The following is a 24,750-nucleotide window of genomic DNA, read 5'->3' on the forward strand; positions in this document are numbered from 1 at the left end:
ACCAAAAGCCAAATTCCAAGAGATAGATCAAATGACAAAGGTCCTGAAATTTGAGATCTTGTATTTATTATTTGGGGTTTGTGAATTGAAATTTGAGATTTCTTTGGTTCTTGTGATTTGAAATTTGTGATTTTAAATTAGGCAGCAAGCTCGAGTGAGATCTGATTCTACGCCCTACACCTGCTGCCTTGTTAACCAAAAACCTTTATCGAAGAATCGAAATTATTGGATATTAATAAAATAGCCTACCACTTTATTTTCGAAAACCTAAACTATTTTAATATAATTGATAAGCGATATGTTTATTTTTGCTTAATATAGTGTTCATTTGAACCCAAAGGCATGAAACCACTTGTTGAAAAGCTACCGCTTTCCCAAAACACCTCGTTTGTGGCGCGCACCTACCGCACGCCGCATTTTGAAGTGCCCTGGCATCAGCATATTGAATATGAGCTGATCCTGTTTCTTGAGGGCGAAGGCTCGGCCTTTATTGGTAATTATATAGGTGAGTTCAAAACCGATGATGTGTTTTTCCTGGGCAGCAACCTGCCCCATACCTTTCAAAAAGCCCATAAAGACCTTATTACGGCAGCCGTTGTGGTTCAGTTTACCGATGACTTTTGGGGACCGGGCTTTATACAGCTGCCCGAAAGCAAGAACATTCTTAAACTGTTTTCCGTGGCCTTGCAGGGGTTGAAAATACAGGGCGCCACCCGGCAACAATTAAAGCCCCTTTTAGCCGAACTGGAACATTTACAGGGTTTCGCCCGCATCATCAGGTTATGCGAATGCCTGCAGCTTATTGCTACCACCCATGAATATGAAACCGTAAGCACACAAGAGGTAAGTACCTTTCAGGCAAAGAACAAAGATCGTATAGACAGGATCTTCCAGTTCACCATCGATAATTTTCAGGAAAGCATTGCCCTGAGCGATGTGGCGGCTACCGCCGGAATGAGTGTTCCGGCCTTTTGCAGCTATTTTAAAAAATGTACCAAAAAGACCTATGTCGATTTCTTGAATGAAGTACGAATAGGTCATGCCTGCAAGCTGCTGATAGATACGCAAAAATCAGTGCTGGAGATAAGTTACGAAAGCGGGTTCAATACCCTGGCCAATTTCAATAAACAATTTTTGAAACTTAAACAGCTTACCCCATCGGGTTTCAGGAAGAAGTTTCGTATTCAGGAGCAGGAAGCGTATTTGCCGGATGAGAACAGGATATTAAATGAGGAATGAGAAATGGAATACAGGGTTAACAGGTTGACAAGTTAACAGGTTGACAAGGAGTTGAAGAGTTAACAAGTTGACTGGTTAACGAGGAAAGGCGTAGCGATGGAAGCCTTACAAAACTTACAACTGAATAACTGAACCACTCAGAACACTGAACTGTGAACTATGAACAATGAACTAAGAACTAAAAACTAAGAACAATCAACTACACGATACAACATACCCAACAGATCAAAAGATTCATAAGAGAACTTGGTTTTGATTTCTGCGGCATCGCCCGCGCCCAACAACTCGATGAAGATGCGCGGCGGCTTGAGCAATGGCTGAACAAGGGCCTGCATGGCAACATGCAATACATGGAGAATTATTTCGATCTGCGTATAGACCCTACCAAACTGGTGCCTGGCGCCCGTTCGGTGATCACGGTGCTGATGAACTACTATCCGCAACAAACCCAACAGGAAGGCACACCCAATATTTCAAAATATGCTTGGGGGAATGATTATCATGAAGTGATAAAGAAAAAACTACACACCTTACTGGCGCTTATCAACGAACATATTGGCGAAGTACAGGGCCGCGGCTTCGTTGATTCGGCCCCGGTACTGGAACGCAGCTGGGCGCATAAAAGCGGACTGGGCTGGATAGGCAAGAACGGAAACCTGATAAACAAACAACAAGGTTCTTTCTTTTTTATTGCCACTCTCATTGTTGACCTCGAGCTGGAGTACGACGATCCTATTGCCAAAGATTATTGCGGCAGCTGTCGCAAGTGTATAGAAGCCTGCCCTACCGGCGCCATTACCGAAGGCAAAGTGATCAATGGCAGCCAGTGTATTTCTTATTATACCATCGAATTAAAAGACCTGCTGCTGCCCGATGATAAAAAAGGACAGTTTGCCGACTGGATGTTTGGCTGCGATGTTTGCCAGGATGTATGCCCCTGGAACCGCTTCGCCAAACCTACAAGCGAAGCGGGTTTTACGCCCATACCTGAAATTCTCAACTTCACTACCAAAGAATGGGAATCACTTACAGAAGACGCGTTTAAACAGATCTTCCGTCACTCACCTTTAAAGCGGGCTAAATTCCAGGGTATACAGAGAAATGTAAAGTTTATTAAGTTAACAAGTTGACGGGTTAACAAGGGTTTCTGTGCAGCAGCTAGATCAATAGTTTAAAGGTTGATACAGGTGATAGAGTTGACAGAGGGTTTCAGTGCGACATGTTTACAGATAGTTTACAGGTTGTTTAGTACCTGGTCTGCGAAGCTGTATTCGCTTATAGCTTGCAGCTTACAGCTTATAGCTGTATTCTGTATTTGCTTTGGGCTTTCAGCTGTATTCAAAACTGAAAACCCAGCTTCATGCTATACCGGTGCAGGTAGCTCTTTACCGTTATATAGCTGTCGTTACAGCGTGCTGTAGGGCACTCCCAGATATACCTGTAATCGTACTTTACATATTTATAGCTATAACCGGCGCTGATAACCCAGCGGTCCTTTCCAAAAAAACCAAACCTATATCCTATGCCAACATCAGTATACATGCTGCCATCGTTATACGTATTCTCGTACCATTCATTTAATTTGTCTTTTTTATCGCGCAAAAAATGATACCCAACATCGGCATACAGGAACGGGGTTTGCTTTTTCTTCAGCAGATCTTTTCGCACATCGAGGAACACCGGAAAACCCGAACGATAGTAACCATCGAACCCTACGCCCACTCCCGCAAACCAGGTTTTATATTTAATACCGTTAATAGATTGCAATGTGAGATAAGCTCCTTTGGCACCGTTCAACACCCCAGCCTGATTGATAGAGCTGAAAGAACAGGAACAGCCTTTTTTGGCCGGCTGTTCCTGTTTTGCTTCCTGTGCACTGGCTGTATAAATTGACCCGGTAACAAATACGAATAGTAGCAGTAGTGTTTTTTGCATAACCGGATTTTATTCTACTTTCGGGTTCAAACCTATTTTACTTAACAAACGAATGTTATTGACATTGGAATAATCAAACTGGTATAAACCATCTTTAGCCACTACCAATGCCCTGCTGTTAAAGGCAATTACATCATAGGTTTCCATACCATCTATCTTTTTTAGCAGCGTAAGATTGTTGGCATCGGTAGCGTCATACACTTTAACGCCGTCTTTTCCGTCACATATAAATAACACATTTCCTTCTTTACCCAAACCAAAGGGATTGGTAAGAGGATATGCTTTTATTAAAGAAGGACTTGCAAGATTTGTAATATCAACCACTTCCAGCTGATTCAACGTATTGCCACAGGGCGTACCTGAGCGTAGCGTAACCCAGGCCTTTGTATCATCTGCTATAACAGGGTCGCAGCTACGGGCATGGGTAAACTGACCCTGCCTAACCGGACTGCCGGGTGTTGAAACGTCATAGATGAACATGCCCTGTGTAGCCCCTATGAATAATTTGTTTTTAAATGGATAGATGGTCTCAATAACCTGGTTATTGGCTATCACCGTTTTGTTTACAAACTTAGGTGCCCGGGGATTGGCAATATTGAACGCATACAGTTCATTTGTTGATACCGTATATAAATAATTGTTCAACAAAGTGATGCGCGCCATAGAACCACCCATACCAACACTGCTTTTTGAAGGCTGGGCAGCAGCATAAGAAGAAGAGCTAAGAAAATCATAATACACAGGGCCCGGATTACGGTTGTATGGCACTGTTGTATCATGGCGGATCCAGTCTACCGTTACTTTAACGGAATCATTATTAGGCCTGGGGCCTGTATAACCATAATAAATGCTGCGGTAAGGGAATGCATTATCGGCAAAATTAATAGCCTTTATATTTAGGGGATCGCTGATATCGAACGTTACCAGATCGCTGTATGAATCGGCAAACAATATATTACCCTGCGCCGCCAGATCTTCATTACCAGGAATTGGTATGAAACCGATATTCTTTGGCGATGCAGGCTGACTGTTATCTATCACATGAATACCTTCATTGATCTCGTTCAGGAAAATGTAATTGCCATTAATGTAGATCTTTCCGGGATTTTTCAATGCGCGTGCCGGACGGCTTTTCATCTCATTGCGCACTTCGGGAAGTAATTTATAAACCGGTGTATAAAAGGTATAGGTTTTTGTTGTTTTCTCTTTATCGCAACCAGACAAAGAGACGGTCAGTATTACAGTCATCATCAACTGTAACACCAGCAATGTTTGCCGTTTCATAAGTTTAGCGTTTTATTAACTGACAAACCGCATGAAACAACCGTTGCCTTCAACCGAAATTTTGGAGAAAATAATTTACAGTCGGCCCAGCAACATTTTAAAGCTGATACCGGTAGACCAAATATATTGTCCTTTTGAAATATCTTTCTTAACCAGACCGTTGAGAGAATACCGAAGATCGGGTCCAATCCAAATAGGGTGTTTGCTTTTTTGCAACAGACCTACGCTTAAACCGGTAACAAAGTTGAATTGCGTTTTATTGAAAAGACTATTATCCTCATAATAAACGCCTTTTACGCCTTCGTAATGCAATGCATCGGCCGAGAACATGCGGCCAATAGACACACCACCTTCAAATACAATCGGCGGCATTCTTCTGCCTTTATTTATTTGCCAGTACAGCAGTACAGGAACTTCTATATAATGAAAGCGATAGCGTTTTTTCTGACTGTAATATACCAGTCCGTTGCCCTGCCCCTGAATACTGGCATAGGTGCCACGGAGGGTATCAACATAACCCGGACTTTCAAAATACTTGTCAACTACTTTAAGCGTATTGGCGCCTATATTAACTGTTATGGGTGCATCGAATGCTTTACCTACATTGGTATTTACGCTCATATAGGAGTACTCTAACCCAACCGATACTTTAAGCCGCGGCGATATAGTACGTTGTATAAATACGCCAAACGAAGTTGAAAAATCAGGTTGAATAGGAGAAGCCACCTTTACTGGTGTAACCCCAGCCGCAACATTCAGGAACTGGTTGTTACCAGCAGCGGGGGTACTGTAGCTTCGGTTTGCCAGGTCTTCGGCATATGATTTTTGCGTGCCCAGCAATCCTTTTAACTGAAATAGTTTACTAACTGAAATGCGGGAATAACCTGCATCTGCTTTTACCCCCCAATGCCATACAGAAGCTTTTTTGCGTTGAATGGGCATGGCTGCTATTGCATTGGCGCTTGTAGCCGAATCGGGCAACAGGGCATTCAATGATATATTGTTGAATGGCTCAGTGGTAGCTTTATTGGTGGTAATGGAATCTACATTATGGGCTGCCAGTGCAGGAATGGTTGTGCTCAGCACATCGGATTGCGAGGCAGGCTCAACATCTGTAAGAACCAGCTGATCTACAGGATGAACCTCACCAGCTTCTTCTGTTTTCGGTGATGTTTTCTTTTTGTTCTTATTGTTATGCTTTATTGTTGTTGTAATATTATTCCTTGTGGTTAAAGGAGTGGTAGTGGCCTTCCCCCGGCCCTCCCGGCCAGTCGGGACAAGCTCTCCGGTGGAGGGGGAGGTTGGCAAGATCGCTACTTTATTCGGCATTGTTGCGTTGCCGGATTCATTGCCGATTGCTTCCGCTTTCAGGCGGGACCGATTGCCGGCAGATGCAGTTGCTTCCGCAGGTGGTATTTCACCAGGCTCATTGCCGATTGCCGATTCACGATTGCCGATCGATGCTTGAGTATTAGTAGAATTAGGCGATACAGTATTGGTTGTTGAATTAGTATTAGAATTTGAAATTGAATTGGCAGAAGATGGTAAAGTGCCCGGTGTTGTTTGGGCCGTGGTTTCACCAATGGTGATTGTACGGCGGGTATTATAATGATATAATATAATGCCGCTGGTGGTTAATGTAACCAGCAGGGCGGCGCTCCATAACCACAAAAAGCGGCGACGGCGTTTTTTATCGCGGATATTTTTCTCCACCTCCATCCATACGGCATCAGAAGGGCGAAGCTTGAGCTCACCCAGCTTTTGCTGTACCTGTTTCTCAAAATCATGGTCGGACATACGATTCCTTTTTTATTTCAACACCTGTTTTTTTTAACCAGCTGATCAATAATGCTCGCGCACGGGCATATTGTGACCGGGAAGTTCCTTCGTTAATACCAAGCATTTTTCCGATTTCTACATGTGAAAAGCCTTCAACAGCATGCAGGTTAAATACAGTTTGATAACCAGCCGGTAATTGGCGAATAAGTTCTGCCAGGTCTTTGGCTTGCAATGTCACTTCCGGGTTATCATCTGACACCGGGTGCAGCGTCGTTTCTGTAAAGGATAGTTCGGTTTGGTAGCGGCTGTTCTTTTTGAGATAGTTTAAAGCTGTATTCACCATGATCCGGCGAATCCAGCCACCCAGCTCTCCTTCAAACTTAAACTGGTGCAGGTTGCGGAATATTTTTATAAACCCTTCCTGCAAAACATCTTCTGCATCGGTAACAGACTTGGTATAGCGATAGCACACCCCTAACATACTCTCAGCAAAATGCTCGTAGAGCTGTCGTTGGGCTTCCGGCAGCCCCTTCAAACAATCTTTTACCAGCCTGTTATAATCCATTTCTTGTACTGTGGTTGACAATTACTGCATCTGTTCCGTTGCATACCTGGTCAAAAAATAATTGGAGAGGGAGGTAATATAAAGAATAATCATTCTATGTAAGATGGTTACTGGCATGAAGAAGTGGGTTACAGGTTACAAGTTTCAGGTTACAGGGCCTTCAACGTTGAGTCACAAAATTAATTGCAAGCTTCCTAAACCGAAACCTGTATTCCTTGCAACCTGAAACCTGAAACCTGTATTTGTATTTCCCGGTAACTGGTAACTGGTAACTGGTAACCGGTAACCGGTAACAGTTTTTCATCGGACTACCCTGAAACCTGCAACCTGTATTTGCATTCCCCGGCAACAGGAAACCGGTAACCGGCAACTATAAGATCCCTATATCAAGAATACTCCTCCTCAACCCCTCCGCAAAAGAAGGATCAGAAACATCGGGCACCCCAAGGGCTTTTTCGGTAATGGAAAGGGCTTCGGTGCTTTTATTACGAATGTATAATACATGTGCAAGCACGGTGAGGTTGTTATACGAGGCGTCCTGCGCTACCAGAGTGCGCATAAGCGTTTCGGCGCGCGACAACTCATCATCGTCTACATCTTTTTGCACCGTAATATTGTAAACAAACATGGGGGCATGTATTGCAGCAACCGTTCCATGTTCAAGCAGCTGTAATAATTTGGTGTACTGATGCGAATTCAGGTAGAACGTCTGCATATGTTTGGCCAGCTCGGGTTCGGCCTCAACTGGTTCAAAATACTGTTTCACCAAACCCATTATATATTGCAGTTCTTTTTCATTGGCAGTTTTGGCGGCAGCCAGTATTTTATCATTGCATACGGCCGACAGCTTTTTCCTTACCGGCACCCAGCCATACAGGCCGGCATATTTTTCAATTTTACTTATAAAGAGATCATTGTAGGCCGGCGTAAGTTTGCAAACCGACATAATTACCCAGTTGGATTCAGTGAAAAGATCTTGTTGGGTATTGAGGAAGGCAGCCACTTCTTCAGGACAATAATGTTTTTTATTGGGTTCATACATGTCCTTGTAAAATGTTTGGTACAAATTCGGTTCCAACTGATTTGAATAACCTTTTGTAACCGGATGTGTGGCCGCTTTTCGGGCCTGTTGTATAAGTGTAAAGAAGTCTTCTTTCTTTTTAAAACCAAAGTCCTGCATAAGCAGGTATCCATTGCTGTTTAGAACAAGATAGGCGGGAAATGAGCGGATGGCATATTTCATGGCAATGAAACGGCCCAGGGTGCCACTATCGACATCGGCGGCGGCGGCAATGAAATATTGAGAGAGGCCGGAGAGAACTTCCTGATCGGCAAAGGTTTCTTTATCCATCTTAACGCAGAAGGCGCACCATTGTGCAGATACATGTATAAAGATGGGTTTGTTATTGTCGGCAGCACGTTTAAGCAGGTTGTTCCAGGAAGATGCAAGGGGCAGGCCTTTTGCATCCTGGGCAAAAGAAACTGCAAAGGAACAGCAGCATAACCATATCAAAACAACAAGGCGGTTCATATCATTCATTCATAGGTGTAGGTAAACCCACCCGGCGTTTGCCGTGGTGGGTTTTAGAGATGCATAGGGGTCACATGAGAAAATATATAAAAACAAAAGTTCTGCTGCGTTAAGGACCATTACTGATCTTTGGGTCTTTCACGATATGTTAAGCTAACGATCTTACCCACGCCAGGCCATGAACCTGTTAAAACGGGTGTACCTACCAGGCCGGGTACGCTATACTGATTAAGCGTACCACAACTTTCTGCCGGTAATGATGGATCATAAGTGGCAACCAGCAATCGTTTTGCTATAGCCGAATATTTTTCAAGCGAATACAATATGAACTGGTGAAATTTTAATAGTGTGATTTTCTTATTACCCAGATCAATAGCCAGTTTACTAACAGAGGGGTTATCGTAGTCAACTTCATATACTTTGCCGCCAACATTGTAAAACAGGTAACCAAACTCGGGGCTAACGGCAAATTGTTCAGCATTTTGAATATCAGTTCCTGATATTTCTTTGGCAAAGTTTTGTACAACGCCAGTTGAGGTGACCGTCATGCTATAAACCCACACCTTTTGGGTGGCCGGGTCTTTCAAAACAGCATATGTAATTAAGCTGTTCTGGTTGGTAACCATAAACTTCAGCTCCATAGTTGTTTTGTAATTGAATTTATAGTTAGGATCAGTGATGGGTAATTGCGGAAACTCCACACAGCTCGTTGAACCATTAAGATTAATATTCAGCCTTAAAAATCGTCCTTTTGTACGATCGAAAATAACGCCTGGATTACTCATAGGAATGGGTTTACCAATATATGGCGAGGCATTAAAATCAAAGTTTTCTCCGGCTACCCGGTTAAGTGGTAATCCGTACCCTGCCGCCAGCACCTGATTCTGATAATAAAAATTATTTCCATAGTATAACAGGTAGCTGCCGCCGCCATCGGAATTGCGTACATAACCCGGCGTAAAATTGGCGCCGTATTCAAAAAGACATTCGTATTTCAAATTATAGTTAGACTGCCAGTAAAAAACATCCGCATCCAGTTTGTGGCCGCCATCAACGCCGGTAAAGTAAACCCAGTTGCCCTGGTTAGCAGCCGTATAAGCAATATCCCTTGGCCCATGCACTGTTGGCATATTGTTATTTTTCAGCAGATTAGTCAAAATCAACGTATCCGATAATGGGGCTGGTAAAAAAGATACCATGTCTAACCGCGCCTCATTATTGACATCAGTTAACAGCAACCAGCCTTCCTGGGTAGTTGTGGCAACATTAAGGATGCATTGCATATAGTAAACATTGCTGGTCAGCTTATCTAAAATTTTGAAATAAAGGGTATACTTTTCCGGACGCATGGTAAGCTTTATCCTAAGGTTTTTACTGGTGCCCAGAGTAAGAAGGGGTACATCACCCTTTGCTGCTACGCGGTTGCTAACGGCTGCAGTCCACAAAAAAGAATACCTGCTGGTATCATCTAAAAGGGCAGGGTCTGGCGATACGTTTATTTTAGGCGATATGATCAAAGAATCTAAATAGTATGCAGCCTTGTTGCCAAAGGAATCAATGCTTACCGTTGTTATCTCGTTGTAATTGTAATTTCCTTTGTCTTTGAAACAGCTGCTTACGGCTACACAGATCAATGCGCACAGTATATATGCCTTTATATATTTAAAACGATGATTCATTGTGCTTTTTTAACTGATTAAGATTATTGTGAATTGGGGCCCATCACCATGGGTGAGCCATCTTCGTCAAGTATGACATTGCCGTTGTCCCTTTCATCATTGAGATAACGTTGAAAAATCTTGCCATAGTTGATCATAGTACCTGCAGCAATACCACCAGCGCCTGTTATGTTCCAAATGGGAAGCTCAAGATCAAAAAATGCGCATAGTGCATATATCTTTTTTCGGCTAAAGGTCCCCAATGATCCTGTGATCCAGGCCTTGGGTTGCGCCAGCACATCATCGAACCTGATGGTATACATCAGCACCTGACGTGTTGTTTTATTGGTTAAATTGACCCAATCCCAGGAGTAATTAGTGTTGAAATTTTCATTTGGCTCCAGCAACATGTTAATGTAAAATGTCTTTTTCAACATTTCTGGCGTACGCAAAAGTTTAAATGTAAGCAAGGCAGATACCTGTCCGGCCTTTATAACAAAATTATTGTCAGGCAATACAAAATCAGTATCCGGTCTGGCCATCAAAAAGGTGTCATACTTAAAAAACTTTACTTTAAATTCTCTGTCGACAGACGCAACAGGCCCCGACGATAACACCTTCACCTGAATGATACTATCTTTTTTGCCCGTCATATCATATGCGAAGGTTATTTTACTTGAATCAGCAGTATTGCTGAAATAGATATTACTTTCACCCGAATAACCAGGTATATTTTTTTCACAGGAGTACAGCACCAAAGCACTCGCTGCTATGTACAGGTAATAAATTATTTTTTTCATTGCTGGTAGTTTAGTTGCGTGAAGAGGTTTCGCTACGGGGCAGTGGAAGGCAATACGTGCTTGGATTCATGTCGATATTTCCGGTTACAGATCCATTTTCGATCTTTGCAGTGTTATTCCGCTTATAGTAGTAGAATAATTGTCCCTCCCCAAAAAACTCCTTTTGATATTCCTTGGTAAGCTCCGTGGCGAAGTTTACGGTAGTTGCAAGGGCCGTAAGGTTCCGCGCAGCCCGCACCGTATTCAGGTATTGAAATTTGTCGGCTGTAACTGTTGAAGCCTCTGCTGCGATCAGGTATGCCTCGGTAACCCGCATTAATGGAATGGAATATTTTCGGCTGGCAGTATCAGTTATAGGGGCATATTTATAAAAACACTTAACTGATTTTGCCCCGTCTGAGGGCACAACCCAGGTTTGAGCAAGATACCGGTAATCATTTTCACTTGCTTCATATACCTTGTCGAGTTTGGTTTGAACCGGCGCCAGAAAATTCGAATCTACCTGTGTAGGTATGAAATAATCCTCATATTTTGAATAAAGGTCAATGTCCTGAGCAGCAAATACCAGTTCAGAAGAGAAAATACGGTCTGGTTTTTTGGGCGCTTTCACTTCATCGGAAGTAATAAAACGAAACCATGCAGGCTGCTTTTCAATCACTACTTTGGCCGCATCGAGTGCGTCTACCTTTCTGTTAGCATACAAATTAACGCGGGCCTGCAATAATTTTACTGCATAGTAGTTCATTCGCAGATGCCGCGCCGTAGTGAACAGGGCTGAGCTATTGCCACTGGTACCATTGGTAATGATGGGATCTGCTTTAAGATAATCTTCGGCTTCTTTAAGATCGGCAACAATCTTATTGATCACTTCCAATCCTGTTAAATAATCACCAGCGGTGGTTGTTCTGGAAGTATAATAGGGAATGCGTTTTGAAGTTGTTGAGTCAACCTTATAAAGTGGCCCGAACAGGCGTAATACATCAAAATGCAGGAAGGCCCTCAACGCCAACGCTTCGCCTTTTATCAATTCATAGTTAATCCCGCTAAACAGTTCTTTATGTTCATCAGCTTTTTCAAGAAGGTTATTTACGTTGGCAATGAGTCGGTATAACCCATTCCACACGGCGGTTATTTTGGGTTGTACTTTTAATGCCGAATAATCGTACGCAGCCAGCGCATTGTATTTACTCGTGGGGGTTGCTGAAATACAATTATACCGCTGAGCCAGCACATCTACCATTTCCATGGTCAATTGGCCGCCATACAGGTCCTTGTCGGCAAGGGCCAGATAAATTCCGTTCAGGTTTGTTTGGAAACCTGCTTGCGAACTATATAAGATCTCCTCCTCCACACTGTCTTCCGGTTTAACATCCAGGAATTTTTTACAGGAACCCAGCCCGGCAAATACTGCTATCAATATAATATATGTTGCTTGTTTCATTGTTTGGTAATTCTGGTTATGTTAGAAATTCGCTCTCAGGGAAAAAGACACACTACGTGCAAACGGGTAATCGATGCCGCGCTCATCCTTGATGGAAGCAATCCGGAAAATATCATTCATATATCCTGAAACCGTCATATTGCTCAAGCCGAATTTTGATATCCATTCGTTATTCAACTGATAGCTTACATTGATAGATTCTCCGGTAATGAAATTGTCTCTTTGCACAAAGCGTGAGGAAGGAACCGTTGGGTCTGCAGCAGACTGGCCTAATCCTAACCAGCCATCATTCAACTGAATTCTCTTGAAAGAAGTATTATCGCCTGGCTTTTTCCAACGATCGTACAACGCTCTTCTATCCTGGTTTTGCATTAAACCGTCAGTGGTAATGTTCTCTACTTTGTTGAACAGCGCATCATTGAACTGATCACCGCCAAGGCTATAACGCATATTCAGGTTCACAGAAAGGCCGCCATATTGAAAGCTGGTGCCTATTACGCCCACCACATCGGGTCTTGAGTTACCCACCACTACAACATCATCGGGGTTGTAAACAAAACTGGGTTCACCGGCTTTGGTAAGAAATACTTCCTTCCCAATTGCAGGATCGATTCCCAATGAACGAACCGCCCACAGGTCTTCGGGACTGCCCCCATCGAAATACCGTTCCAGGCTCTTATTGGCCTCGTTCTGCTTGTTCAGATCGTTTAGCTTGGGGCCAAATTTGTCGTACCTGGCTTTAATTGTAGTACCCTGAACATTAAAACGCCAGTAAATACGTTTGTTGGGAATATTGATAATAGCAGTAGATGCCTGAAACTCGAAGCCCTTTGTGATCTGTGTACCCATGTTGGTAGTAAAGAGTGTATCACCGGTAGAAGCCGAATTGTTAACAGTAACTACCAGTGGGTCTGTTACCTTATTATACCAGCTTACCTTTATTGACAACTTGTTTTTGAACATGCTGATGTCGGCGCCAATATTTTTCTCAAGCGTCTTTTGCCATTTCAGATTGGGATTGCCCCATTTGTCGACCAGCGCACCCACGCCAAAACGGTTAATGATATCAGTATTATAATTGAATGAAGTGTAGGAGTTGTCTCCTGTAAAATTCTGGTTGCCCGGGTTTCCGATGCTGGTCCGTATTTTGAATTGGTTGAACCAGGGATATTGTGCGAACAACCTTTCGTTATGCAGGTTCCAGGCCAGGCCAACCGTCCAGGTATCGGTATAGCGGCGGTTCGCGCCAAATATAGATGACCCGTCTTTGCGGTAGTTGAAATCGGCGAGGTATTTTGATCTAAACCCGTAATGCGCATTTACAAAGGCGCTTACTTCACGAATAATTTCTCTTGAGTAAGCAGGTTTACCGGTTGTTGGATAAGCAGAAGCAAATGCCGGAGAAGTGATGATACCGTCGGCAAAACCAATAGCGGTATAATTATCATTGATGGTCTTTCTGGCCCCCACCTTGAAACCGGGCACTATATTCAGCTCATGTATCTTGTTAAATATCTTTCCATAACTGGCCTGTAAGTAGGTTTCATAAACAAAATAATCTTTGCGTGCATGTTTGTACGATCCTCGTTTTGTAACTTCTTCGTTATCGAACAGGTAACTTCTGGGTGAAGTAAATATTTCCGATTCGGTTGTTGTTTTCGTGAACGAACCGCGTGCTTCAACTTTGAGTGTAGGCATCGGCATATAGCTCATAGCTAGTTGCTCACGCAAGCTGATGTTTTTTTCTTCATTCGTATTACCAAGCGCGGCCTCATACAATGGATTTATGACCCAATTGGTATCACCTGCCTGATTAAAAGTTTGCTCCAGGTACTTAAATTCATCCGATTTGGGATAATATGGGTTAGCCCGGGAAAAATTAGAGAATGAACCATAAGTTGATTCATTGGCCGTGTATGTTGACATGAAAAACTTACTCGTTATATTAAACAGCCTGTTCCTGTACGCAAGATCAATATTGGCGTTGCCCACATTACGGCCCGACCCCTTCATTACCCCATTCACCTTTCCATATTTGGCGCCTATTCCATATGTAACGTTCCTATCGCCACCATCAACATATAGCGAGAAATTGTTGTTCCAGCCAACCTGCAAGGGCTCATTCATCCAGTAGGTATTAACCCCGCTCAATACATTATTCAATTTTTCATTGTATTGTTTATCGAGGGCAACCTGCGTCGATGGAGTGTATACATTAGCTGGAAGTGAGATATACTTTCCCGACAGGCGCTCGAACTCCAGTTTCTCCGCTGCATTCATTAAATTGTAGTCATGCAGATCTGGCATTGAGATCGTATTATCATAAGTAAACGCAAGGTTTAGCTTACCTTCTTTCGGTCTTTTTGTTTCAATTACTACCACTCCATTCGATGCGCGCGAGCCGTACAGGGCAGTAGAGGCTGCATCTTTCAGAATGGTAACATTGGCCACCCTGTTCATATCAAGATCAAGCACCGTGCGTAAGTCTGTTTCAAATCCATCTAGTATGAACAATGGTTGGTTGGGGTCCTGTGCATTGGCATCCCTAATACCTACCACACTTGTCTTTCCCCTGATCTCAAGATTAGGCAATGCGTTGGGGTTTGAACCCAGCAAATTATTGTCTATTACAAGAAAAGCGGGATCGAGTGTTTTTAAACTTTGAATGATGTTTTGGTTACCGATTGTTTTCAATTGTGCACCGGTAAAAACAGAAGCAGCCCCCGTAAAGCTTTCTACTTTACGGGTATACAAACCGGTCACTATTACATCATCCATGGCCTTGTTCGAGATGGCCATTTTTATGGTTAGGGAGTTATGTATATCGATAGGTACTTCAGCGCTTTTAAAACCAACATGCTCAATGATCAATGTCTTCGCATTTGAAGAAACTTTCATGGTGAACATCCCAACCTTATCGGTAGTTGTACCTATTTTAGATCCTTTTATCATTACCGAAGTACCAGCCAAAGGCTCGCCCTTTTCATCAACAATACGGCCTCTTATAATGGTGTCGGCGGGCGCCGCAGCGGGTTTGTAATTTGTGTAAGCAGCAACTGGTGTTACTATTTGAGATACCGGCAATGAAGAAGAAATATTTTCAACCGGTGTAACTGTAACTACATTTTTTTTAAGTGAGATGATGCTGTAGTTCTTATCATCGAGTTTAACCACATCGAGGTTGAGTGGCGTCAGCAGGTTGTGTAACAACCGTTCGGGATCTTTCTCCTTCTGCATTTCCCTGGTAAATAATATATACTTACCACTCACTACCTTTTCTTCATACAAACAGTTGATATTGTATTGCTGGTGAATTTTTTTCAGCACGGTTGTAAGCGGCTCTGAGTAACGGCTTACGGGTGACTTGGTGGTTGAGCTGCCGGCGTCGGTATCCTGGGCAATGACCATATCATTGCATAGCAATGCCGCCACAAATAACAGGTGTAATTTTCTCATTTAGATCAAGTTAAAAGATAGACTAGTTTGGTTACCGGTTTAATGGCTTGTTCTTCATGGCGTTCACATTCAAAGGCTAATTATGGCAGGTCAATGCATTGGGTCCTTACTGAGAAAACGAGGTGCTGAAAATTTTTACCCCATGGGGAGGAAAGTTTTTTTAAAAAATATTTAACACGTATAAAAAACGACCCCGACGGTTTACCGTCGGGGCTGATGATCAATTGCGATATGTTTGTTATTCACTGATCTATTGAATAACCTTTGAAACCGGAGTTGCAGCCGTTTGCCGGTCATTTACTCCAACAGCTATCACCTGGAACCAGTACTTCTCTCTCGATTTTAGACCGGTAAAGGTGTAACTGGGGCTGGTTGTAATCTTAGTCACCCATATACTTTCGCTTGTGAGCGGATCTGTTGTATACTGGTGAGCATACGCTTTGGCGCCGGCCACTCTTTTAACCTGGGTAACTGCTTCATTTGGTTTTTCAATGATTACATTGAGTTGTTCAATGGGCTTCATAAATCTTGAACCTCTTGCCTTGTTCATTTCAAAACCGCTGCTGGCCATTATTACAGGGTCGCCATTAGCTTTTGCGGTTACGTATTCGGCCAGCGCAGCTAATAAACCGAGTGTTTTGGCCCGGAAAGCCTTTAATTTGAAACTCGTTACTTTATCGCCTTTATTTCCTTTACTGTGCACATCCTGGTACTCAGGAAGTGTTTTTTCCAGTTCAGCAATTTCCGCAGGCGCGTCGGGAAAATTGGAACTTGACTTTATTATTCCGGTAATTCGGTACCCGAAAGTGATCAGTTCACTATGACCGAATAATTTATGACCGTATGTAATTCTATCTGCCATTTGTTTACGTTTTAATGGTGAAAAAAATAAATACCTGCTACCTGCCCCGATGAGTCGTGGGCAAACCAAAGCCGTACGCGTTTATTGGCCAATAAAGTGCGTTACAAATGAAGGCATTGAATACCTCAGTTGTTGAATACATCGTACTATTTACAAGAGAAAGACATTTCGCGCCATCGCATCCTGGTTTCCGGTTCTCCGGTTTGCAGCTGCAACGGTTTCCAATTGCAAGTTGCTAGTTGTGTTGTGGAGCGGGAACGATAATGAACTTTATCAATTGCCAGTACACATCTTTTCGGTTATACATGTTGTTCATTTGTTCATAACAAAGATATGGGGAGAAAATGCAGTTTCAATCAGGGGGCTTTCAAAATTGAACATTATTGAACAAAATCGTACATAATTGTATATTTACTTGTTCAAAAAACTGACGATCATCATATATTTAGTGCCATTTTTAAGATAAAAACACAACTTCGTGTACAATAACACACATTCCAATTAAACTATAACGGCAACAAACAAATGATCATTATCAATAAACTGCCTACCCGCGTTACATCTATTCATTTAAGTTGTATATTAGGTACTATACAATAAAAAAAACCCTGAAAGGCAACCTGATTTGTACATCACCGCCGCTATTGGCACAACACATCATACAAACTCATTTGCCATGCCAGCAAAAGAAGAAGCCACCAATGTAAAAAGTTATTTCAGTGAAAAAAGGATCAATGAAATAGTTAAGAGTATACGAAAAAGAGTTGCAGAACATAGACGCTTGCAAGAAGAAGGTATACTTCCCATGTACAAGCGGATACCAATAACAGTAATGGAGATCAAGTATGTAATGATTGTCATCAATAGAAAAAGAGGCACAGCTTCTGCAATCATGAAGGAAATCCGGGCAGCACTTGGAAAAAAGCCCAGGCAAAAGGTTTCGGTAACAGAATTTTGTAACCATACTGGCATTCCTTTAGACGATGTGCGTCAGGCACTGAATCTGTTAACCTAAGGCTAATTGACCAATACGTCTAAGAAAATCCATTCAAATTAAAATGTAAGCAAAAGAGTTAGGTTTCTGAAATTTATACCAACATTTCCTCATTCTAAATTTACTGGCGCCGGTTTTATTCTAACAATGTCACGGTTCTGCATTAACAATTACAAAGACTACCTATGAATGATGTAACATAAACCTACTATCTCCGATCTTATATCAAAAGCACCTGAATTTAATCTATGTTGAGAGAAAATAATTTAAGTTTTAGCTATTTAAGACTAACAGCACCATATTCTAATCTAATTAATACCTGTTTTATACTAACTGGCCAATTTTTTAAACTAACTTTTTCTATTTAAAACTAACTGGCGCCATTTCTATACTAACTGATCCTTATTTTAATCTAACTATTCAAAAAATAATCTAAAAAGGGAAAAAATAAATTATAAGGCACCTATTTTAAACTATCTCTCCAAAAACAATAAGAGATTGCACCTTTACCGATGCAACCTCGTATCATACAAACTTATTTGCCATGCCAAACTAAAAAACGTATTTCAGTGCGAAACGAATAAAAGAAATAATCCGGAAATTAAAGGCCAAACTTGCCGAACATATGCGCAAACAAAGTACTGATTCGCAATGCCTGATCTGTTTTTCATCTCCTGTTTCCGTCCTGAACGAAAATCGAATCATTTTGAGTCCACTTGTCCAGCCGGCCCGACCCAATTGGACATGGCAGCCGAAATACTGCTTGTTTATTTTTGTCACCCTCTGAATGGTGTTCAGACACGCAATTGGCTCAACCCACACCCCGGCTGACGCAATTCTTATCGTCTCCATCTTAAAAAACTCAGCAACCAACATTAATCAACTACAAATGTCAAAAGCAAAATAAAATTTATTTTGAAAAATGAACATTGTTCATTTTCTTTGTACTGAAATTGATTTTATGGGTACTACAGAAAGAAAAGCAAGAGAGAAGGAAGAACTGAGGGCGCTTATTTTAAAAGCTGCCCGTAAGTTGTTTGTTGAAAAAGGCATCGGACAAACAACTATCAGAAATATCGCCGATTCAATAGACTACAGCATCGGTACAGTATATGTTTATTTCAGGGATAAGAATGAAATACTCCATGCGCTGCACACACAGAGTTTCGTTGACCTCCGTGGCCAGTTGAAAGTATTAATTAATGTAAAAGACCCAATGGAACGGCTAAAGGCAATGGGCAAAGTGTATATCAGTTTTGGCCTGGATAACCCGGAAATGTACGATCTGATGTTTACCCTTAAAGCACCTATGGAGTTCCTGGAAACAATCCAAAAAGATGAGTGGGATGAAGGGAAAGCAAGCTTTGATTTGTTAAAGACTACCGTACAACAGTGTATGGATAATGGGCATTTTAAAGGGCATAAACTGGAACCGTTGTGTTTTCTGATATGGAGTTGTATACATGGCATGTGCAGCCTGGAAATAGGTTCCCGTACGAAAAACGTGAATATTAAAAACCCTGAAAATATCGTAACAGATGCGTACGATGAGTTTTTAATAATCATAAGTAATCTATAATTTTTTTTGCCTAAATAATGAACATTGTTCATTTAGTTTACACAGTTCATTAAAAGCAAAATCATGTAACAATTCTAATCATTTTCTTTGCATTCCAAATGAACATTGTTCATTTAATTTATATGGTTCATTAAAATCAAAATCATGAAAAAATTTCTCGCATTTCTTTTACTATTATTATGCGTTGGAAGCGCTTACGCACAAACACACCTGGAGCAGTATATCAACGCGGGTCTGAGTAATAATGAAACAATCCACCAGCATCAATTTTTACTTGATAAAAGCCTATGGGCTTTAAAAGAAGCTAAATCATTATTTCTCCCCAATGTTGAGTTTAATGGAACCTATACCCTTGCAGGCGGCGGACGCACTGTGGATATTCCGGTGGGAGATTTAATGAATCCCGTTTACAAAACGCTTAACCAACTTACAGCTACTAATAATTTTCCACAAGTACAAAACCAAAGTGTACTGCTGAACCCAAATAATTTTTACGATGTAAAACTACATACCACTTATCCGATCATCAATGCAGAAATAGCTTACAATAAAAAAATAAAAAAACAGCAGTATGATCTGCAAAAGATAGAAACAGACATCTACAAACGGGAGCTTGTAAAAGAAATCAAAGTTGCTTATTATAATTATTTACAGGCAACGACAGCCATCGGTATTTATGAAAATGCCCTTGCACTGGCAAAAGAAAACGAAAGGATAAACACTTCTCTTTTTAATAACCAAAAAGTAAACCGCACGGCAGTAGTAAGAAGCAATAATGAAGTAACAAAGATTACTGCACAACTGAACACTGCCATGATAAACCGTGATAATGCCAGAAATTTTTTTAATTTTTTAATCAACCAACCGCTGACCACTCCCATACTTATTGATTCAATAACTAATATTCCTGACCCACATGTTGCAGATGATACTGCTGTAAATAAAAGAGAAGAATTATTAAAGTTAAATACAGCAGCCGCAATCAATAAGAACCTTATTGGTCTGGCAAATTCCTACAAAATACCAAAACTAAATTCCTTTCTTGATTTAGGGTCGCAGGCTTTTGATTTTAAAGTAAATGACAAATCGCCTTATTATTTCTTCGGGATTTCACTTGGCTGGGATATTTTTTCAGGAGGCAAAAATAAATACAAAGTAAAACAGGTGGAGGCGGATGCTAAAGTGATTGCATCGCAGACAAGCAATATCGAACAGCAACTGAGATTACAGGTTAGCATGGCTACTAATTCATTCAACACCGCGCTTATAAATTACAATTCCGCTGTTTCACAAGTGGCTTCTTCTGAAAAATACTATAATGATGAATTGCGGCTGTACAAAGAGGGCATTGCATTGTACATAGAACTGCTGGATGCACAAAACCAACTCGTATCTGCCCAACTTCAGGCAAATATTTCACGCTACGACATATTTGTAAAGCAGGCAGAAATAGAACGCGCCAATGCAAGTTTCATCATTCAATAAACAAAAAAAGAACAATAATGAAAAAGATACAATTACTCCCCCTTGCCGCAGCAATATTGTTTTTATATTCCTGCAAGCATGATGAGAAGGCAAAAATAGCCTTTGAAGTAGCAGATGTTATCCCCGTAAAGATCTCTTCCGTATCTGCATTGGCATTACCCAAAAAGATAAATGCTACAGGACTGGTAAGCACAGAAAACGAAGCCAAATATTCATTCAAGATAGGCGGCGTAATTAGCCGTGTTTTGGTAGAAGAAGGTCAGTTTTTTCGAAAAGGTCAGCTGCTCGCTACACTCAATTCAACAGAAATTGCTGCTGGCGTAACGCAGTCCAGTTTAAATGTAGAGAAGGCACAGCGTGATTATGAACGGGCAGCTAATCTTTACAAAGACAGCGTTTTTACATTAGAGCAGTTGCAAAATACCAAGACAGCCCTGGATATTGCTCAAAAAGCAAAGGAGGCTGTTGCCTTTAATGAACATTATTCGAAAATATATGCCGCTTCTGATGGTTTTGTAAGCCAGAAACTCGCCAGCGAAGGAGAAGTAATAGCGCCCGGTATGCCGGTGCTTGCTATTAACGAAACGCAACGAAACAATAATTATCTACTTAAAGTTGGTGTAACCGACCGCGAGTGGGCACTCATAAGCCCGGGGCAAACCGCCACAGTAACCCTGGATGGATATGCAGATAAAAAAATTGAAGCTTTCGTGTTTCGGAAGTCACAAACGGCAGACCGTTCACTTGGCTCCTTTCAAATAGAATTGAAATTGAAATTAAAGGATATAAAACCAGCAGTGGGCATGTTTGGCAAGGCGGAAATAGCTACCAATTATGACGAAACTGTAAAGGTGATCCCATACGGTTCCCTGGTAGAAGCCGATGGCGACAAGGCATTCGTATTTACACTTGACGGGGCCAATAAGGTCAGGAAAATTCCGGTAACTATTGCAAAGGTTGACAATCAACAGGTGTATTTAAAAGAAGGACTTGATGGGATAAACGAGATCGTTATTTCTAATAGCGCCTATCTCAACGAAAAATCTACAATAAAAATCATCCGGTAATACTAACAGATATGAAGATCACAAACTTTGCCGTTAAAAACTATCAGTTCACCCTCATTATATTCCTGCTGTTTGCAGTGGTTGGTGTACTCACTTTGTTTACAATGCCCCGTTCGGAAGATCCAACTATACATCCACCGGAGTATCTCATAACTGTAATATATCCGGGCACAAGTCCTAAAGACATGGAAGAGCAAGTGGCCAAGCCCATTGAAAACAAAATTTACGGGCTGGAAAATATTGACAAAATGCTTACCACAGTTGAAGATGGTGTGGCAGCGATCCAGGTGAAATTCAAATATGGTGTTGATATTAACAATAAGTACCAGGAAATATCTACAGAGATAAATGCTTTGAAAAACAGTGAACTTCCCAAGGATATCTACCTGATCAAAACAGAAAAGATCTCTTCTTCCGATGTAAAAATTTTACAGATTGCATTGGTTTCGGATATCGCTTCCGATAAATTGTTGAGAGACCAGGCTGATATACTAAAAACCCGCCTGGAGAAAATAACAAACCTCAAAGAAGTTAAATATTTCGGAATGCCCGAACAGGAGATCCGTGTTGATATACAATTGGACAAACTGGCGCAACTGAAGATTCCGCTCAACGTAGTTGCAGGCAGTTTACAAAGCGAAGCGGCAGACATTCCTGGTGGAAGCATCAACCTGGACAGCAAGATTTTTAATGTAAAGACCAGCGGCAAGCTTAAGAACGTTGAGGATGTTGCCAATACCGTCATCTACAATGCCAACGGAAAAATTATTTATTTGAAAGATGTGGCTGAAGTAAGTTATAAAAACGAAATGGTCAACCACATTACACGCGTAAACGGGCATCGTTGTGTACTGGTTACAGCTGCAATGAAAGACGATGTTAATATTGCGAAAGTGCAGGGAGAATTTCTGCCGGTATTGGATGAATTTTCCAAAGGATTGCCTGCTAATATTCAGCTGGTCAAAACTTTTGACCAGGCTACCATGGTGTCGCAACGTTTGGGACATCTCGGATTTGATTTTGGTTTAGCAATTCTTTTAGTAGTCATTACCTTATTGCCATTAGGATTCAGGGCATCGCTCATTGTGATGATCTCTATTCCGCTTTCTTTAGCATTAGGACTTATCGCAATGAATTTATTAGGGTTTTCATTAAACCAGCTAAGTATTGTTGGACTTGTTGTGGCTTTGGGATTGTTAGTGGATGATAGTATTGTAGTTGTGGAAAATATAGAAAGATGGCTAAGGGAAGGACATTCACGAATGGATGCTATTCTAAAAGGCACAAAACAGATAGGTGTTGCAGTAGTGGGATGTACAGCCACTTTGGTAATTGCGTTCTTACCACTTGCTTTCCTGCCTGACGCAGCCGGTGAATTTATGCGCAGCCTGCCTATGGCTGTTATCACCAGTGTATTGGCATCAATGATTGTGGCCTTAACACTTGTTCCTTTCATGGGAAGCCGGATATTGAAAACGCATACACATGGAGAAGGCAATTTTTTCCTGAAGCAACTGCAAAAATTTCTCACCTACAGTTATCGCGGTATTATGCCACGAGCTTTAAAATATCCTAAAATAACCATTGGAATATCATTAATACTTAGTGCTCTCGCCTTTTTCTTATTTACAAAAGCGGGATTCAAACTCTTTCCAACCTCTGAAAAGCCAATGTTTCTTATCAATATCAAAATGCCGCTGCAGGCTGATATTCCTGAAAGTGGTCGTGTAACCAAGCTCGTAGAAAATGAATTGAAGCAACACAAAGAAATTGTGTATTATACAAGCAATATTGGTAAAGGCAACCCCCAGATATATTATAATGTACATCAACAGGACGTAAAGCCCGACTTTGCCCAGATTTTTGTACAGATGGATGATGAGGCAAGTCCTGCCTCTAAAGTAGAGTTAGTAAAGCAGCTAAGAGAAAAGTTTAAGGATTTTCCTTATGCTAAAATTGAAGTTAAAGATTTTGAACAAGGCCCCCCGATAGAAGCAAACATAGTTGTAAGGGTTTTTGGTGAAGACCCAGACACGCTGCGCAAGCTTTCCTTTAAAGTGGAGGATATTTTACGCAACAACCCAGGTACTATTTACATCAATAACGAATTAAACACCTACAAGTCTGACGTTAAAATAGAAATAAACAAAGAAAAAGCCCGCACATTGGGTGTGCTTACAAGCGATGTTGATAAGGTAATTCGAATGGCGGTAGCAGGATTAACTGTTGGTGATTATATAGATGACAGAGGCGATGCCCGCAATGTTGTACTGACACTTCCCAAAGATAAATTTTCAAATTTAGATGCATTCAAAAATCTGTACGTAAACAACATACAAGGTGTTCCTGTATTGGTTAATCAGATTGCAATCATTTCTTTTGAAAAATCGCCTACGGCAATAAATCATTTTAATAAATCGCGTTTCGCAAAGGTCACCTCACTTACCAAAGAAAATGTATTGGCAAATGATGTTTTAAAGGATATTGTTCCGCAACTGAACAAACTTAAAATGCCGCCTGGTTACTATTACAAGCTATCCGGTGAAGCGGAATCGGAAGGTGATACACTGGGTGGAAACTTTTTGTCAGTTATCCTGTTAAGTACGTTCCTTTTTATTGGAGTTCTGTTACTACAATTTAAAACGTTTAAAGGTATCATCATTGTATTATCTATTATTCCATTAGGAATTCTGGGAGGTGTGGTAATGCTATTGATCACCGGCCATCCGATGTCAATGGTTTCTATTATTGGTTTCATTGGCTTGTCTGGCATACAAGTCAAGAACTCGCTGTTACTCGTTGATTTCACCAACCAGTTGCGAACTGAAGGACATAGCATTGATAGCGCCATTAAGATAGCAGGAGAAACCCGTTTTTTACCGGTTGTGCTTACGTCCATAACAGCTATTTGCGGATTAATTCCTCTTGCCTGGAATCCCAATCCACTTATTTCTCCATTAGCGATTGTGTTGATTGGTGGATTAATCAGTTCAACAATTCTTTCAAGAATTGTAACGCCGGTAATGTATAAGCTTATTCCGCCTTCCATTGAAAATATATAATCATTCATAAAAT

Annotated in this window: 17 protein-coding genes; 7 read left to right on the forward strand and 10 right to left on the reverse strand. The window is 41.3% G+C overall.

The window, feature by feature from the left end; genetic code table 11:
- The first annotated feature begins 342 nt into the window (after nucleotides 1–342).
- Together GGD38_RS03065 and queG are read left to right on the forward strand one after the other, a co-directional pair.
- The gene (locus tag GGD38_RS03065; protein WP_375299499.1) at nucleotides 343–1,239 is read left to right on the forward strand and encodes an AraC family transcriptional regulator; all 897 of its coding nucleotides are present in this window, start codon (nucleotides 343–345) and stop codon (nucleotides 1,237–1,239) included.
- A gap of 236 nt (nucleotides 1,240–1,475) precedes the next feature.
- Nucleotides 1,476–2,369, forward strand: coding sequence for a tRNA epoxyqueuosine(34) reductase QueG (gene queG / locus GGD38_RS03070; RefSeq protein WP_375303810.1), 894 nt, complete (start codon nucleotides 1,476–1,478; stop codon nucleotides 2,367–2,369).
- Nucleotides 2,370–2,577: 208 nt separating this feature from the next.
- Here the strand turns inward: queG and GGD38_RS03075 are convergent, their stop codons facing one another.
- The 10 genes from GGD38_RS03075 to GGD38_RS03120 form a co-directional block, all read right to left on the reverse strand.
- The gene (locus GGD38_RS03075) at nucleotides 2,578–3,174 is read right to left on the reverse strand and encodes a hypothetical protein (RefSeq protein ID WP_375299498.1); all 597 of its coding nucleotides are present in this window, start codon (nucleotides 3,172–3,174) and stop codon (nucleotides 2,578–2,580) included.
- Nucleotides 3,175–3,183: 9 nt separating this feature from the next.
- Nucleotides 3,184–4,458 carry an LVIVD repeat-containing protein gene (locus GGD38_RS03080; RefSeq protein ID WP_375299497.1) on the reverse strand — a complete coding sequence of 425 codons (1,275 nt, stop codon included), beginning with the start codon at nucleotides 4,456–4,458 and terminating at the stop codon, nucleotides 3,184–3,186.
- A gap of 75 nt (nucleotides 4,459–4,533) precedes the next feature.
- On the reverse strand, nucleotides 4,534–6,255 hold the full coding sequence (locus tag GGD38_RS03085; protein WP_375299496.1) for an outer membrane beta-barrel protein: 1,722 nt from the start codon (nucleotides 6,253–6,255) through the stop codon (nucleotides 4,534–4,536).
- A complete protein-coding gene (locus tag GGD38_RS03090) occupies nucleotides 6,242–6,802 on the reverse strand; it encodes an RNA polymerase sigma factor (RefSeq protein ID WP_375299495.1) in 561 nt (186 codons plus the stop codon). Before GGD38_RS03090 ends, GGD38_RS03085 begins: the two co-directional genes overlap by 14 nt.
- Before the next feature lie 370 nt (nucleotides 6,803–7,172).
- Nucleotides 7,173–8,333, reverse strand: a complete 1,161-nt coding sequence (locus GGD38_RS03095; RefSeq protein ID WP_375303773.1) for a thioredoxin family protein — start codon at nucleotides 8,331–8,333, stop codon at nucleotides 7,173–7,175.
- Nucleotides 8,334–8,452: 119 nt separating this feature from the next.
- Nucleotides 8,453–10,012, reverse strand: a complete 1,560-nt coding sequence (locus GGD38_RS03100) for a PKD-like family lipoprotein (RefSeq protein ID WP_375299492.1) — start codon at nucleotides 10,010–10,012, stop codon at nucleotides 8,453–8,455.
- Nucleotides 10,013–10,035: 23 nt separating this feature from the next.
- Nucleotides 10,036–10,791 (reverse strand): DUF4843 domain-containing protein, encoded by a 756-nt coding sequence (locus tag GGD38_RS03105; RefSeq protein WP_375299491.1) that lies wholly within the window; start codon nucleotides 10,789–10,791, stop codon nucleotides 10,036–10,038.
- Nucleotides 10,792–10,801: 10 nt separating this feature from the next.
- A complete protein-coding gene (locus tag GGD38_RS03110; protein WP_375299490.1) occupies nucleotides 10,802–12,232 on the reverse strand; it encodes a RagB/SusD family nutrient uptake outer membrane protein in 1,431 nt (476 codons plus the stop codon).
- Nucleotides 12,233–12,253: 21 nt separating this feature from the next.
- Nucleotides 12,254–15,688 carry a SusC/RagA family TonB-linked outer membrane protein gene (locus GGD38_RS03115; RefSeq protein ID WP_375299489.1) on the reverse strand — a complete coding sequence of 1,145 codons (3,435 nt, stop codon included), beginning with the start codon at nucleotides 15,686–15,688 and terminating at the stop codon, nucleotides 12,254–12,256.
- 250 nt (nucleotides 15,689–15,938) lie between these two features.
- A complete protein-coding gene (locus tag GGD38_RS03120) occupies nucleotides 15,939–16,550 on the reverse strand; it encodes a fibronectin type III domain-containing protein (protein WP_375299488.1) in 612 nt (203 codons plus the stop codon).
- Nucleotides 16,551–17,226: 676 nt separating this feature from the next.
- On the opposite strand from GGD38_RS03120, the gene GGD38_RS03125 reads away from it, so the two are divergent.
- From GGD38_RS03125 to GGD38_RS03145, 5 genes are all read left to right on the forward strand, one after another.
- On the forward strand, nucleotides 17,227–17,565 hold the full coding sequence (locus GGD38_RS03125; RefSeq protein ID WP_375299487.1) for a hypothetical protein: 339 nt from the start codon (nucleotides 17,227–17,229) through the stop codon (nucleotides 17,563–17,565).
- A 901-nt stretch (nucleotides 17,566–18,466) separates the two neighbouring features.
- Nucleotides 18,467–19,123: a TetR/AcrR family transcriptional regulator gene (locus tag GGD38_RS03130; RefSeq protein ID WP_375299486.1), complete on the forward strand. Its 657-nt coding sequence runs from the start codon at nucleotides 18,467–18,469 to the stop codon at nucleotides 19,121–19,123.
- Nucleotides 19,124–19,267: 144 nt separating this feature from the next.
- Nucleotides 19,268–20,608 (forward strand): TolC family protein, encoded by a 1,341-nt coding sequence (locus GGD38_RS03135; protein ID WP_375299485.1) that lies wholly within the window; start codon nucleotides 19,268–19,270, stop codon nucleotides 20,606–20,608.
- 17 nt (nucleotides 20,609–20,625) lie between these two features.
- Nucleotides 20,626–21,675: an efflux RND transporter periplasmic adaptor subunit gene (locus tag GGD38_RS03140; protein WP_375299484.1), complete on the forward strand. Its 1,050-nt coding sequence runs from the start codon at nucleotides 20,626–20,628 to the stop codon at nucleotides 21,673–21,675.
- An 11-nt stretch (nucleotides 21,676–21,686) separates the two neighbouring features.
- Nucleotides 21,687–24,737 carry an efflux RND transporter permease subunit gene (locus GGD38_RS03145; RefSeq protein ID WP_375299483.1) on the forward strand — a complete coding sequence of 1,017 codons (3,051 nt, stop codon included), beginning with the start codon at nucleotides 21,687–21,689 and terminating at the stop codon, nucleotides 24,735–24,737.
- The last annotated feature ends 13 nt before the right edge of the window (nucleotides 24,738–24,750 follow it).

The organism is Niastella sp. OAS944 (assembly GCA_024809215.1).
In the GTDB taxonomy this organism is placed as follows: domain Bacteria; phylum Bacteroidota; class Bacteroidia; order Chitinophagales; family Chitinophagaceae; genus Niastella.

Excerpts from the sequence above, each read along its gene's own strand:
- GGD38_RS03140 (WP_375299484.1), top strand. The coding sequence starts at position 20,626 with ATGAAAAAGATACAATTACTCCCCCTTGCCGCAGCAATATTGTTTTTA.
- GGD38_RS03130 (WP_375299486.1), top strand. The coding sequence starts at position 18,467 with ATGAACATTGTTCATTTTCTTTGTACTGAAATTGATTTTATGGGTACT.
- GGD38_RS03065 (WP_375299499.1), top strand. The coding sequence starts at position 343 with ATGAAACCACTTGTTGAAAAGCTACCGCTTTCCCAAAACACCTCGTTT.
- GGD38_RS03085 (WP_375299496.1), bottom strand. The coding sequence starts at position 6,255 with ATGTCCGACCATGATTTTGAGAAACAGGTACAGCAAAAGCTGGGTGAG.
- GGD38_RS03145 (WP_375299483.1), top strand. The coding sequence starts at position 21,687 with ATGAAGATCACAAACTTTGCCGTTAAAAACTATCAGTTCACCCTCATT.
- GGD38_RS03110 (WP_375299490.1), bottom strand. The coding sequence starts at position 12,232 with ATGAAACAAGCAACATATATTATATTGATAGCAGTATTTGCCGGGCTG.
- GGD38_RS03080 (WP_375299497.1), bottom strand. The coding sequence starts at position 4,458 with ATGAAACGGCAAACATTGCTGGTGTTACAGTTGATGATGACTGTAATA.
- GGD38_RS03090 (WP_375299495.1), bottom strand. The coding sequence starts at position 6,802 with ATGGATTATAACAGGCTGGTAAAAGATTGTTTGAAGGGGCTGCCGGAA.
- GGD38_RS03135 (WP_375299485.1), top strand. The coding sequence starts at position 19,268 with ATGAAAAAATTTCTCGCATTTCTTTTACTATTATTATGCGTTGGAAGC.
- GGD38_RS03105 (WP_375299491.1), bottom strand. The coding sequence starts at position 10,791 with ATGAAAAAAATAATTTATTACCTGTACATAGCAGCGAGTGCTTTGGTG.
- GGD38_RS03095 (WP_375303773.1), bottom strand. The coding sequence starts at position 8,333 with ATGAACCGCCTTGTTGTTTTGATATGGTTATGCTGCTGTTCCTTTGCA.
- GGD38_RS03075 (WP_375299498.1), bottom strand. The coding sequence starts at position 3,174 with ATGCAAAAAACACTACTGCTACTATTCGTATTTGTTACCGGGTCAATT.
- GGD38_RS03100 (WP_375299492.1), bottom strand. The coding sequence starts at position 10,012 with ATGAATCATCGTTTTAAATATATAAAGGCATATATACTGTGCGCATTG.
- GGD38_RS03115 (WP_375299489.1), bottom strand. The coding sequence starts at position 15,688 with ATGAGAAAATTACACCTGTTATTTGTGGCGGCATTGCTATGCAATGAT.
- GGD38_RS03120 (WP_375299488.1), bottom strand. The coding sequence starts at position 16,550 with ATGGCAGATAGAATTACATACGGTCATAAATTATTCGGTCATAGTGAA.
- GGD38_RS03125 (WP_375299487.1), top strand. The coding sequence starts at position 17,227 with ATGCCAGCAAAAGAAGAAGCCACCAATGTAAAAAGTTATTTCAGTGAA.